Annotated in this window: 12 protein-coding genes and 1 tRNA gene; 5 read left to right on the top strand and 8 right to left on the bottom strand. The window is 36.1% G+C overall.

Annotated elements, in window-relative coordinates:
• The first annotated feature begins 148 nt into the window (after positions 1–148).
• Both ACWPWS_RS24415 and ACWPWS_RS24420 read left to right on the top strand, forming a co-directional pair.
• The gene (locus ACWPWS_RS24415; protein ID WP_209786039.1) at positions 149–2,344 is read left to right on the top strand and encodes a peptidase domain-containing ABC transporter; all 2,196 of its coding nucleotides are present in this window, start codon (positions 149–151) and stop codon (positions 2,342–2,344) included.
• A 143-nt stretch (positions 2,345–2,487) separates the two neighbouring features.
• Positions 2,488–3,786 (top strand): HlyD family secretion protein, encoded by a 1,299-nt coding sequence (locus tag ACWPWS_RS24420; RefSeq protein WP_454048216.1) that lies wholly within the window; start codon positions 2,488–2,490, stop codon positions 3,784–3,786.
• A gap of 432 nt (positions 3,787–4,218) precedes the next feature.
• Here ACWPWS_RS24420 and ACWPWS_RS24425 read toward each other — a convergent pair.
• The 7 genes from ACWPWS_RS24425 to greA form a co-directional block, all read right to left on the bottom strand.
• A tRNA-Met gene (locus tag ACWPWS_RS24425) sits at positions 4,219–4,292 on the bottom strand.
• Positions 4,293–4,336: 44 nt separating this feature from the next.
• Entirely contained in the window at positions 4,337–5,629 is a 1,293-nt protein-coding gene (locus ACWPWS_RS24430; protein ID WP_454048217.1) for a TlpA family protein disulfide reductase, read from the bottom strand.
• Positions 5,630–5,690: 61 nt separating this feature from the next.
• On the bottom strand, positions 5,691–5,909 hold the full coding sequence (locus tag ACWPWS_RS24435) for a signal peptidase (protein WP_209786042.1): 219 nt from the start codon (positions 5,907–5,909) through the stop codon (positions 5,691–5,693).
• A 5-nt stretch (positions 5,910–5,914) separates the two neighbouring features.
• On the bottom strand, positions 5,915–7,918 hold the full coding sequence (locus ACWPWS_RS24440; protein WP_454048218.1) for a T9SS type A sorting domain-containing protein: 2,004 nt from the start codon (positions 7,916–7,918) through the stop codon (positions 5,915–5,917).
• A 74-nt stretch (positions 7,919–7,992) separates the two neighbouring features.
• Positions 7,993–9,180 (bottom strand): ATP-dependent Clp protease ATP-binding subunit ClpX, encoded by a 1,188-nt coding sequence (gene clpX / locus ACWPWS_RS24445; RefSeq protein WP_454048219.1) that lies wholly within the window; start codon positions 9,178–9,180, stop codon positions 7,993–7,995.
• Positions 9,181–9,249: 69 nt separating this feature from the next.
• Positions 9,250–9,639: an HIT family protein gene (locus tag ACWPWS_RS24450; protein ID WP_047098137.1), complete on the bottom strand. Its 390-nt coding sequence runs from the start codon at positions 9,637–9,639 to the stop codon at positions 9,250–9,252.
• A gap of 55 nt (positions 9,640–9,694) precedes the next feature.
• Complete coding sequence (gene greA, locus ACWPWS_RS24455; protein WP_047373880.1) at positions 9,695–10,165, bottom strand: transcription elongation factor GreA; 471 nt, start codon at positions 10,163–10,165, stop codon at positions 9,695–9,697.
• Between the two features lie 109 nt (positions 10,166–10,274).
• Here greA and ACWPWS_RS24460 point away from each other — a divergent pair, with 109 nt between their 5' ends.
• From ACWPWS_RS24460 to ACWPWS_RS24470, 3 genes are all read left to right on the top strand, one after another.
• Positions 10,275–10,730, top strand: coding sequence for a hypothetical protein (locus ACWPWS_RS24460; RefSeq protein WP_105684645.1), 456 nt, complete (start codon positions 10,275–10,277; stop codon positions 10,728–10,730).
• Between the two features lie 5 nt (positions 10,731–10,735).
• Positions 10,736–11,185: a D-aminoacyl-tRNA deacylase gene (dtd, locus tag ACWPWS_RS24465; protein WP_454048220.1), complete on the top strand. Its 450-nt coding sequence runs from the start codon at positions 10,736–10,738 to the stop codon at positions 11,183–11,185.
• 265 nt (positions 11,186–11,450) lie between these two features.
• Positions 11,451–13,109, top strand: a complete 1,659-nt coding sequence (locus ACWPWS_RS24470; RefSeq protein WP_454048221.1) for a S8/S53 family peptidase — start codon at positions 11,451–11,453, stop codon at positions 13,107–13,109.
• 85 nt (positions 13,110–13,194) lie between these two features.
• On the opposite strand, the gene ACWPWS_RS24475 is transcribed toward ACWPWS_RS24470, so the two are convergent.
• A complete protein-coding gene (locus ACWPWS_RS24475) occupies positions 13,195–13,707 on the bottom strand; it encodes a hypothetical protein (RefSeq protein WP_047383035.1) in 513 nt (170 codons plus the stop codon).
• Positions 13,708–13,731 lie beyond the last annotated feature (24 nt).

A 13,731-nucleotide genomic window follows, 5' to 3' on the forward strand; every position in this document is an offset into this window, starting at 1 on the left:
AAAACAAAATAACCATCTGAAAAGATGTAAAAGAGTAGAAAACGGTGACCAATGGGACGATTTCCCGTTTACCATTTCATTGAATTATAATTGAATTAAAGTAAAAATGTCGTCATTCATTGACGGCATTTTATAATGAGTAGTAGTTTTGAAAAAAAAATTTCCTTTTTATAAGCAACCAGATACTAAAGACTGCGGTCCTACATGTCTCAGGATCGTAAGTAAGTATTATGGTAAAAGTATATCCCTGCAACAGATTCGTAACCTTTCCGAAACAACACGTGAAGGAAGCAGCCTTCTTGGGCTTAGCGATGCTGCAGAAAACCTCGGATTCCGTTCAATGGGTGTCCAGATTGATTTCAACACCCTCACAGAAGAGGTTTCTTTCCCTTGTATAGCACACTGGAATAAAAACCATTTTGTGGTGGTATACAAAATTGACAAAAACAATAAAGTATATATTTCAGATCCCAGTTATGGGCTCATCACTTATACCAGGGAAGAATTCATCAAATCCTGGATTGGAGAAAATGCCAACGAAAATACAGAAGAAGGAATTGTCCTGATTCTTGAAACTACGCCGGCATTCTTTCAGACAGAATTTGATGCTGAAGAAAGTAAGGCAAGCTTTACATTCCTTTCCAAATATCTTCTTAAGTATAAAACACTTGTTGTACAGCTAGCCATAGGGCTTTTAGGAGGAAGTTTACTTTCTCTGATATTCCCGTTTCTTACCCAGAGTATTGTAGACGTCGGGATACAGAACCAGGATATTAATTTTATCTATGTGGTGTTACTTGCACAGATTATGCTTTTCCTGGGAAGAATGGGAATTGAGACTATCAGAAGCTGGATCCTTCTCCATCTTTCAGCAAGAATTAATATATCCATCATCTCCGATTTCTTTATTAAATTAATGAAGCTTCCTATAAGTTTCTTCGATACAAGAATGACCGGAGATATTATGCAGAGGATTAATGACCACCACAGAATTGAACAGCTTTTAACAAGCTCTTCACTGAATACATTATTCTCATTGGTCAATCTTATTATCTTCAGTATTGTATTATTATTTTATGATTACAGGCTTTTCATCGTTTATCTTGTAGGAGCTGTATTATATGTTGGCTGGATCACTTTCTTCCTGAAAAAGAGAAAAGAACTTGACTATAAGAGATTCTCTCAGGTATCTCAGGAACAGAGTAAAGTAATCGAGCTTATCAACGGTATGCAGGAAATTAAAATGCATAATGCTGAGAAACAAAAAAGATGGGACTGGGAATTTCTTCAGGTAAAACTATTTAAAATCCGAATAAAATCACTCTCATTAGAGCAGTGGCAATCTGTTGGAGGTAACTTTATCAATCAGATGAAAGATATTCTGGTGAGTTTCCTTTCTGCAAAGCTCGTTTTAAGTGGAAATCTTACGTTGGGGATGATGCTTTCTGTTCAATACATCATTGGCCAGCTAAACAGCCCGCTTCTACAGCTTATCGATTTTATCAAGCAGACTCAGGATGCTAAAATTTCTCTTGAAAGACTAGGAGAAATTCACGATAAAGATGATGAAGAAGATAAAAATGAGCATTATGTTACAGATCTTCCCAAAAAAGATATCGAGATCAGAGATATGTCATTCAGATATATTGGTTCCGATGTTCCGGTTTTTGAAAACTTAAGCCTTACCATTCCATATCAGCAGACAACAGCTATTGTAGGAGCCAGCGGAAGCGGAAAAACAACACTGCTGAAACTGCTGATGAAGTTTTATGATCCGGATAAAGGTGAGATTAAAATCGGGAATACCAATATGAAAAATATTTCTCCCAGGTATTGGAGAGATCATTGCGGAGTGGTAATGCAGGAAGGTTATGTATTCAATGATACCATTGCCAATAACATTGCTGTTGGTGAAGATCATATTGACAAACAAAAGCTAAGACGTGCTGTAGACATTGCCAATATCAAAGAATTCATAGAAAGTCTTCCGTTAAGTTATAACACGAAAATCGGAAATGAAGGAGTTGGAGTCAGTGGAGGTCAGAAGCAGAGACTATTTATCGCAAGAGCTGTTTATAAATCTCCGGAATATATTTTATTTGATGAAGCAACATCTGCACTGGATGCCAATAACGAGAAAGTGATTATGGAAAATCTTGAGCAGTTCTTCAAAGGCAAGACAGCTGTTGTCATTGCCCACAGACTTTCCACAGTAAGACATGCCGATAAAATCATTGTACTGGATCAGGGAAAGGTGGTAGAAGAAGGAAGCCATGCTGAATTGGTAGATTTAAGAGGCGAATATTACAGACTTGTAAGAAACCAGCTTGAACTAGGAAGCTAAGTCATAATAGAATCCGAAAAGCTTAATATAAAAACATTTTGATATCCGGCAGATATTCCTCCACCATCTTAGTGTGATAGAATCTGCCCAATTATTTAAATTATATTCCCCTTTAAAATGATGGGAAATTTTACCTCAGAACAATGAAAGAAGACGTTTTAGACAATATAGAACTCCGCTCTGAGAGCGTACAGGATATTCTTACCCAGCCGCCACATTGGATGATCCGCTGGGGAAATACCGTTATATTCATTATCCTCCTGCTTATTCTCTTAATGAGCTACATCATAAAATATCCGGAATTTGTACCGGCACCTATTATTGTGACTTCTCAGAATCCGCCGGAGAAAATAGAAGCAAGAACCAGCTCCAAAATTGAAAAAATTTTCATAAAAGACCATCAGGAAGTTAAAAAGAATGATGTTCTGATGGTGATGCAGTCTACTGCAAACTACAAGGATATTTTAGAATTGAAAAACCTGGTAGACTCTATTACACCTGATAAATTATATAGCTTCCCTATTGCTAAGGCATCGAGATTCAAACTGGGAGAATTACAAGGAGAATACAACAGCTTTGCGAAAGCATTTCAGGATGAAGCGCTTTTTACAAGATTACAACCTTATGCACCTGAAAATCTTGCTGCCAATCAGAGTATTTCTGAATATAAAATAAGAATTGCAACGTTAAAGCAACAGAAAAACCTGGAGTCCATAAAATATGATCTGACTAAGAAAAACTTCAGCAGATCTCAGGAATTATTCAACCAAGGAGTTATCTCAGCGATGGAACTTGAAAACGAGAAGATCAAATATCTTCAGGCCCAGCAAAACCTTGAGAATATTAAAATCTCCATATCACAAATGGATGAAGGAGTTTCCAATCTAAATAAAACCAAAAGCGGAACTGCCATTAATACAGAAAAAGATAGAATTACCTATTCTTCACAAACCTTACAGCTTCTTGAGCAGCTGCGAAAATCGTTAAAACAGTGGGAGCTGAACTATCTTGTAATTTCATCCACTGACGGCGTTGCCAGTTTCCAACAGTTTTTTGGAGAGAATCAGTTTGTAAAAGTAGGTGAACCCATCATTTCTATTCTTCCTAAAAATAAAGAACAGTTAGTAGGCAGAATGTCTGTTCCTACAACCAACTCAGGAAAAATTACCCCAGGTGAGAAGGTATTAATAAAACTAGACAACTACCGATTCCAGGAATATGGTATCATCGAAGGAAAGGTGCAGAACATATCTCTCATTCCTGATGAAAAAGGAAATTACTATGTAGATGTGATTTTACCAAAAGGATTAAAAACAAGCTACAACAAAACGCTTACATTTGATAAAGAGCTTAGAGGAAGTGCAGAGATTGTAACACAGGATCTGCGACTGATTGAAAGATTCTTTTATCAGATCAGAAAGCTATTGGGATATCAGGTATGATAAAACCACCTGAACAAAAAATAAAACCCGCTTTACAGATTGTAAGGCGGGTTTTATTTTTATGGTATATTTTAAAATTACAATACTAGTAATGGTTTGCAGAAAATCCCTATCCTATTTCTTCGTTTAAAACAGTAGATTACAAGCACTATTTAATTAAGTAAAGGGTTTGGGTATAAAAAACAAGATCTTTCAAAAAAGGGCAACAATAAGACGAATACGAGAACTATAAAACCATGAGTCTGCCTTAAAAAAGAAAACTCTGATAAAAACTATAATAAATTTGAAGCAGTATCATTATTTTCCCTGAATGTTTTATAGAAAGACAAAAATCCTTACAAAGGAAAATCTTTTGAGAGAATTCAAAGGTGAAGTTATGAATCTTTTAAAAGTAAAAACCGCAATCATTAAATCAATGATTGCGGTTTTTTGTAGCGAAGACGGGAATTGAACCCGTGACCTCAGGGTTATGAATCCTGCGCTCTAACCAACTGAGCTACCTCGCCGTTTTGGTGGTGCAAATATAGAAAATATTTCTTTACCTCCAAAATTATTTTACCTTAAAATATTCCAAAACATCTCCAACATGATCTGGTTTACTGATTATCTTATTGTTAGCATCTAAAATAAAATACGTCGGAGTTGCATGAATATTATACAAATCAGTGTAACTGCTGTTCCAACCTCTCAATTCTGAATCATTCACCCAAGGAAATGCAGCAATTTTTTTAGTATATGAATTCTTATCCACATCTAAAGACAGCCCTACAATCTGAATATTTTTTGATTTAAGATCATTATATTTTTCCAACAGTTTTGGAAGTTCACTTTCACAGTGTGAGCATGTAGATGACCAGAATACAACCACCTTCTTATCAGCCTTTATATCGTGTAATGATTTCGCAGTGGTATTAACCGGTGACTGGAACTTATAATTAGGAAAAACAGCTCCCATTTCAATGTTCGCATTTGATTTCAATGTAGAAGCAAGTCTATCAGTGATTGTACACTTAAGATTTTTGGCAAGAGACAGATATTTGCTCTTGTATTCCTCCATCTGATATACATCAAAAATATCAATCAATTCTGATAATACCGTCTGCCCTCTTGGAGTCTCTACTTTTAAACGGTCTAATAGTTTATCCACAGAAGCCGCCACATTGGTATTTCCTCCTGAATTCAGATAAGCTACCAATACTGGTCTCAATAAAGATGAGCTTTCAAGCATATCTCCGGATTTGTCCAGAAAGTTAACTATTTCTTCCTGGTCTACTTTTTTAACAGAATCAGGTGAGTTGGAAAGGAACTTGCTGTAATTCGTATTATAATAAGCTATAAATGGATGTTGTGTAGCATCAATAGAACTTGAACCTCCGGAAAGTCTGTCAATTTCTGTTTTCAGAGCTTTTCCAAAATCCGTATTGTCTTTGTAATATTCTTTGATCTGTGCTAAAGCCGGCAAAATAAGCTCTTTTTTTTGTGAGCCTTCCTGCTGCTTACTCATCAGATTATTTGCTTCATCCAGATAAATAACATCTTTGACTTTATTATTCTGGATATCCAGTTTAAAATTCACATTCTTATTTTCAGAAATAAAACTCACCGTGTTGTTAGAACCCGGGAAGTAAACTTTCATCATCCCCATATAGTTGCTTGGGTATTTAAAAGTCCATGTACTATTCTTACTCTGTTCTTTGGTAACAATAATATCTTTTGATCCGTTTAATGTATATAAGATGGCATCCTGATCTTTAAAATCTGTAGGAGCCTGAATGGTAACAGTAAATTGAGCCTGCAAAGCAAATGCAGTCAAAACCGCAGATAGCGTGTAAATCTTTTTCATAGAGTAAAAATAAAAAAACTCCCTGACTAATCGGAGAGTTTAATATTATTTTAATAAAATTTTATGCTTTTACGCTCTTGTACTTTTTTGTAAAGTAAACAATAAATCCTATTGCTACGATACCCAGTACATATACATACATATCAATGGGTGAGGCAAGTGATCCTGATCCATTTCCTCCTCCTCCACCTCCTGATGGCGGTGGCGATGGTGGACCAGCGTTTGCTAGAGATACAACACATAGGAAAATTGCCAGTACTAGTTTATTAATAGTTTTCATGTGGTTTATTTTAAGATTTTAGTGTTAACAGTTTCTCCCTTATCAGAAACGATTTTTACAACATATGAATTTTTAACTGAGCCATCTAGCTCGATTACAAAATCTCTGGAAGTTTCAACCGCTTTTTTAGAGATTACCAGTTTACCACTCATATCATAAACTTGAATGTCTGCTTTTTTCCAGTTTGGATCAAATCTAACAATATAATTTGTAATTGATGGATCGTAAACCACAAGTGTTTTAGAAATACCTTGAGTTGTTTTACCTGTACCTAGAGTAAGATTACTTGGTTCTCCATAATACAAGTTAGCTTCTGCATTCGTTACAGCTACAACATCTCCTTGTTTTGCTTCTATTACATTACCATTTTCTGCTTTATAGTAGAAACCAATTCCTGAAGATAACTGGTGTGCGCCAGCTGGAATTAACTCAGCATTTTCTCTGATCTCGAATTTATAAGACTTTACCTGGTCGTAATAGCTCATTAACTTAACATTCTTACCCAGGAAGTTATTTTCATTAGCTTCGTTGATATATAACCAATAGTTTTGATTATTAGTATCATACCCACCATTCAAGGCCTCTTCATAAGTACCAATAAGATTGATACCGGCTGAAGCCTGAACTGAAGTTGCAGCAGAAATCTGGTGTCCTGTTGTTAATGCTGGAGAAACAACAAAATATGTTCTGGAAAGTTCTTTTCCATTGGCATCAAGACCAATTACCCCCAACTGTTTTATTGAATTGCTTACTGTCTTGCCATTAGCCATTTTAGCAGCATTCACATTATAATCAGTACCTGAAGTTCTTGCTGTTGACTTAAATCTTCTTAGTGTATTAAAATTTAAAGTCTGAAGTGTATTATCTCTTAACTTTATTTTAAACGACTGCATAGGTTTTACCACTACCAAATCTACGTCACCAACAAGTGGAGCTACTCCATCACCTGTTGGAACGTAAGTAACTACCTTATTTCCTGTAGCGTAAGTAGAACCATTTGAAAGAGTAACAACTGTACCTGGGTTATATTCAACACCCCAGATATTTTTCACGGCATTTCCGTCAGTTATAGTACCACTTTCAGTATATCCAATACTAGCTAAATCTATATTGGTAAGGAAAGGGTTTCCGAATTGATACCAGTTTTGTCCAAATGTTCCTGCCCACGGAGTTGTAGTAAACTCAAAACTATCATCAAGATAAGTATTGTACTTTTCATTGTACTGGTTTACAGCATTACCGTTGGTTCCAAATACTACGTTAGAAGTACCTAAATTAGATTTCCCAGCGTTCTGTAATGTTAGAGCACTGGCATAAGGAGCATATGGTTTTCCATTAATATTAAATACAGGACCAGCCGCACCTGGAGGGGTATTTATAGGAGCACCTGGATTCCAGTCATTATTGTTAACCTTTAGCATATAATAACCTGTAGCATCCCAAGTGGTTGAGGTAGGCGCTAAATTCAACGTAGTAATAGCAACAGCATTCATATTATCCCATTTCAGAATCGCGTTAGCGTTAGCTCCGTGTCTTGTGGTATTGAACGTTTTACCAAGTTCAGTAGATAATGAATTGAAAGCTTTACCTGAGAAAGGTAATGCAACTTGTTGAAAATAATTACCGGTACCATGACTTGTAGTTCTGTATTCTTTAGTTACAATACCTGTAATATTGGACTGGGATAGTCCATCGATGTACAACTGTCCATACGTGGAAGTAGCAAAAGAAGCAGGAGTGTTAAGTCTTAAGATAATATTTCCGCCGTCAGTCTTATCAGCACCGCCAGCATCAATTGTCTTAAAACCATCTGTAGCAGATCCTACAACCATGATATTTCCATGCACGTCCAAAAGGCCATTACCCTTTGTTTGTACACCTCCACCGCTATAAACTAGGGTGCCTTCGCTCACATACATATTAGCATTAGTGTCAACATGACATAGTATCTGCGCCTGAACAGAATAACTAATTGCTAAAAGACCTATAGCAAATAAACTTTTTCTCATTGTATAAATTATTTGTGTGTTAATACAATCTTCACCCGCAAAGGTATTATTATTTTTCTTAAAAAAAAAATATTTTATCTATTAATCAAAACATTATCTTCGGTTAAGACGATCTCTTTCTCCTCTCCTATTGAAAACATATAGTCTTCTAGAACTTTTTCGGTGGTCCCTCTAAGCCCTCTTGCCCCTAATCCTTTTTCAATAGTTTCCTCTACGATTTTTTCAATTGCTCCGTCTGTGATTACCAAATTTGTGCCATCCATTTTAAAAAGTTCCACAAATTGATTCACAATAGAATTTTTAGGCTCCTTCATGATTCTTACCAACGTCTCTTTCGTGAGTTTATCAAGGTAAGTGATGATTGGAAATCTTCCTAAAAGTTCCGGAATTAATCCGAAAGTACGAAGATCAATTGCATTAATATTTGTTAATATATATTCGTCTTCGCCAGTTTTATTAATTTTTTCAGAGCTGAAGCCGATTGCCTGTTTGTTCATTCTTCTTTCGATGATCTCTTTGATCCCGTCAAAAGCTCCTCCTGCAATAAACAGGATGTTCTGGGTATTTACCTGGATATATTTCTGATCCGGATGTTTTCTTCCTCCTTGTGGCGGAACATTTACGATACTTCCTTCCAATAGTTTTAATAATCCCTGCTGTACTCCTTCTCCTGAAACGTCTCTTGTAATGCTTGGATTATCTGATTTTCTGGCAATCTTATCAATTTCATCGATGAAAACAATTCCTTTTTCAGCTTTTTCCACATCATAATCTGCTACCATCAGAAGTCTTGAAAGAATACTTTCAACATCTTCTCCCACATATCCAGCTTCTGTTAAAATAGTAGCATCCACAATACAGAAAGGAACATTAAGTTCTCTGGCAATTGTTTTTGCCAAAAGAGTTTTACCTGTTCCCGTCTCCCCTATCATGATAATGTTCGATTTTTCAAGCTCTACTTCTCTGTTTTCATCCTGAGCGTGAAGCAATCTTTTATAGTGGTTATATACAGCAATGGAAAGCTGCTTTTTCGCTTGATCCTGACCAATCACATACTGATCCAGGAATTCTTTGATCTCTTTTGGTTTTTTAAGCTCCTCCATGCTGTCTGCAGGTGAATACCCTGCTTTTGATACACCGTCTTTTACGATAGCATGTGCCTGCTCTATACAATTTTCACAAATAAAACCATTCTGGCCAGAAATCAGCATCTGTACTTCATTTCTTTTTCTGCCACAGAAAGAACATTGGTTTGAGTTCATATGATATAATATATATGTATATGTTAAAGAAAATCGTAAAAAATTACTTTTTTACGATTTTCTGGTTTGTTAAGAATTAATAATTGAGTTTTGAATCTCTGTATATTCTTCGTTCGTTAATTTTAATCTTTCATTTCTGAAATTCATGTCTTCCATCTTATTTAAAGGAATCAGATGAATGTGTGCATGAGGAACTTCAAGTCCTACCACCGCTACTCCTACTCTTACACATGGAATTGCAGTTTTGATCTTCTTGGCTACCTCTTGGGCAAATCCCCAAAGGTTTTTGTATTCTTCACTTTCAAGATCAAAAATCAAATCCACTTCTTTTTTAGGTACTACTAAAGTATGTCCCTTCACCAAAGGCATTGCGTCTAAGAATGCAATAAAGTCTTCATTTTCTGCAATCTTATAAGAGGGAATTTCGCCATTGATGATTTTTGTGAATATAGTGCTCATTTTATCAGAAGTTTGGGTTAGTATTTAGAAGTTTAGAAATAGAAAGGGTATCAGACTATAAAGAGATATCTAATACTTCAAAAGACAGTTTGTTTCCGTTAGGTAAAGTAATTTCAGCAGTTTCGCCAATAGCTTTTCCTAACAAACCTTTTGCGATAGGTGTGTTCACAGAAATTCTTCCTGTCTTCAGGTCACTTTCATTATCCGGTACCAATGTAAATACCTGCTCTTGCTTGGTAGCATTATTTTTAAGTTTCACTGTCGTTAAGATTGAAACTTTTGAAGTATCTAATTGGCTTTCGTCTATAATTTTAGAAGTAGAGATAACATCTTTCAGCTTAGAAATTCTCATTTCCAGCATCCCCTGAGCCTCTTTAGCCGCATCGTATTCTGCATTTTCCGATAAATCTCCTTTATCTCTAGCTTCTGCGATCTGCTGAGTAATTTTTGGTCTCTCCACAGTTTCCAACTGTTCCAGCTCAGCTTTCATTTTCTCTAGGCCCTCCTTAGTTACATAGCTTGCCATAATTTTCAAAATTTAGTTTTAGTATAAAAAAATAATCCGACATTTGCCGGACAATGTTTTCGTGTTGTAATCGTTTAATTTCTACAAATATATAAAAATTTAAATTGAAATGAAAAAAACTTTTTCAATCTTATCTATTTTCATTTTATTGATTATCAGTAATTTAACCATAAACTCATGTGGAAGCAGAGAAGATACTGTGAGCTGCTTTCCCAATGTTCCTATTAATGTATCACTGAATCTAAATCTGCCTGCTTACTATGCTTTAAACAACATCAACGGCTGGATTTATGTGAACGAGCAACAGTCCGGAACCAGAGGACTTATTATTGTCCGAACAGCCAACGGCTTTAAAGTGTATGACAGGAACGCTCCTCATATATGTCCTGATAACAACACGACTCTTGAGGTAAAAGACAATATTGCCATTATATGTCCTCAGGATAATACAAGATGGATCTTAAGTACGGGACAGCCGGAGTCGGGAGCTAAAACATCTCTTCCTCCTAAAACTTATCCTTACAGCTACGATGCCCCAAGCAAAACTTTAAATGTTTATTATTAGAATATATGAAGATCGTTATACAAAGAGTTTCTGAAGCCAGCGTAAAAGTAGACGGAAAAATTGTTGGTGAAATCGGAAAGGGATTAATGCTGTTGGTGGGTGTGGATGAAAATGATGAAAAAACAGATGCAGACTGGCTTGTACAAAAGGCTTTAAATCTAAGAATCTTTGGGGATGAAGATGATAAGCTCAATCTTTCTGTGAAGGATATTTCAGGAGAAATCCTTTGCATCAGTCAGTTTACATTGATTGCAGATTATAAAAAAGGCAATCGCCCTTCTTTTATAAAAGCGGCAAAACCAGATAAAGCCATCCCTCTTTTTGATTATTTTAAGGAAGAAATGGCCCAATCCGGATTAAAAACTGAAAGCGGAATCTTCGGAGCAGATATGAAGGTTTCTCTCATCAATGACGGACCTGTTACCATTGTAATGGATTCGATGACCAAAAGTTAACTAACAGAGATAAATACATAAAATACATATCCAAAACGTTTCATCTGAAACGTTTTTTTTGATTTAGTAAGCATAAAACTCACGTGTTTTACCCCTCGAAAGTATTAAAAACCGGTAAGCTTTACCATCCATAAACGATGGAATCCCCAATATATAAGGAAAAATGAAAAAGTGAAAATAAATTCACAAAAATGTGATTTGTTTTTATTTTATTACTATTTTTGACGTAAATCAAAACTGATTTACAACCATTTAACAAAATAGTATGAAAACAAAAATCAACCTTTTCGCATTATTTGCGTTCTGTTCTACGCTGTCTTTTGGTCAGGACAGCCAGCCTAAAATGGCCAATGATAAAAATTCAGTTATTTATGTATGCTTTTCAAAAGGCATCAATTCAGAAAAAACAGCTTTCAGCAGAAACGCTGATCTGGAAAGATTTTCAAGAGAAAACCACATTTCGTTTAAGTATGATCTGGATTTCACAGACAACAAACTTGACGAGATGGCCAGAAACAGTAAAGCTATTGGAAATTCAACAGAGTCTGTAGAAAAGCTGAAAAGAATTTATAAGGCTGATATTCCCCTTCAAAACAAAGAAGCTTCAGAGAAAATCATCCATACTCTTGAGAGATTTCCTGAAATAGAATATGTATCTGTAATGAGTGCCGAGCCTATAGAACCTCCTTTGGTAAATACCTTTGTGGCTACTCCGGATCTGGAAAGCTTACAGACTTACCTGAATGACAATCCGGGAATCAATGCCAAATACGCATGGTCAAGAGGCATTACAGGACAGAATATTCGTGTAAGGGATGTGGAATATGGTTTTTACAAAACTCATGAAATGCTTTCCAATCAAAACTCTATACAACTTGAACCCGGATATTCACCGAATGCTGGATTAGCAAATAATAATTACCGCGACCACGGAACTGCAGTTGTGAGTATTTTAGGTTCCATAAAAGATAATATCGGACTTACAGGTGCTGCTTACAGTGCATCTGAAATAAAAGGATATATGGAATGGACCACTGTGGGATACAACCGAGCTTCTGCGGTAAGCCGATCTATTAATGCATCTCAGGCCGGAGATATCATTTTATATGAAATGCAGACTGGCGGAAAAGACGGACAGTATTGTCCTGCTGAGTATGATAAAATAATATGGGATCTTACAAAAGCGGCTACTGATTCGGGAATCATTATCATTGCAGCAGCAGGGAATGGCAATCAGAATCTGGATGATCCGTTTTACGCCACCTATCTTGCAAGAGGAAACAGCGGTGCAATTATTGTAGGAGCGGGATCTCCCAATACCACCCATTCAAAGTTAAGTTTCAGTACTTACGGAAACAGAGTGGATGTTCAGGGATGGGGAAGCAGCGTGATGGCGGCAGGGTATGGATCGTATGCAAAATATGATAATGATAACAACAGAACCTATAATTATTTCAGCGGTACCAGTTCCGCTACTCCGGTAGTATCTTCTGCAGCAATTTTGATACAGTCTTTCTATCGTCAAACTACAGGTCAATATTTAACACCTTCAGCGATGAAAAACTTATTAATTTCAACAGGAATTCCCCAAGGAGGAACTGTGACTGGTCAAAAGATCGGGCCTCTTCCTAATGTGAAGAATGCTATTCTTCAACTGGAGGGTAACTTCGCAGCACCTATTAAGACTTTACCTGCATTAGAGGTTAAAATTTATCCTAATCCATCCAGCACTTCTATTGCTATTCAAAGCAGTGAAAATAAGAAATTAGATGTTGAGATTATCAACCTTCAGGGGCGTACCGTAATGAAAAATTCGGTTTTACCTAATGAAAAAATTGACATTTCCCAGCTGCCAACGGGTCAGTATATTATCAATATCAATGAAGGCCAAAGAAGAGTGGTTGAGAAACTGACAAAACTTTAAAATAATAGATTTTTATACATTTTACTTCACACCAAACCCTCTTTCATTTTTGAAAGAGGGTTTTTTATGATAAGTTTTTATAGAATTATTTTGCGGGAACGCTGCTGAAATTAAGAGCTACTTTAATATTCATATCTGAAGAAGTCTGATTCTTCAGCTCATATACTGTTCTTACCGTCAATCCTGAACTTTTTACAATTTCATCCAAAAATCCTGTATCGTTCAGATCCAGATTTAAGCTGGAAGAATTGGTGGAGATATTAGAACGGGAAGCGATCAATCTTTCTCCTGTTCCGTTGGATGACACGTATATTTTAACGGTTTTGAAAGCACTCAGATTTCCTCCTGAAGGAGAGGCTACAGAAATTTTCGCATCTGAAATTCTTACATCTTTAATCTTTGCATTGTTATTTCCTCCGAACCAAGTCTGTACATTGGTAGCTGTTGCAGTGGAAGAAACTTCTTTATCTGCCGGAACTCCCGTAGAGACTAATACGTTCGTTGTGTATGGAAATGTATTCTGAACCAGCGACTGTACGGTTCCGCAACTTACGAGTACAGCTGAAGCGGCCATTGCTGTTAGAACTATATTTTTCATAATTTTAAATTTTAAACTTCAGAG

It is taken from the genome of Chryseobacterium sp. Marseille-Q8038 (genome assembly GCF_965111995.1).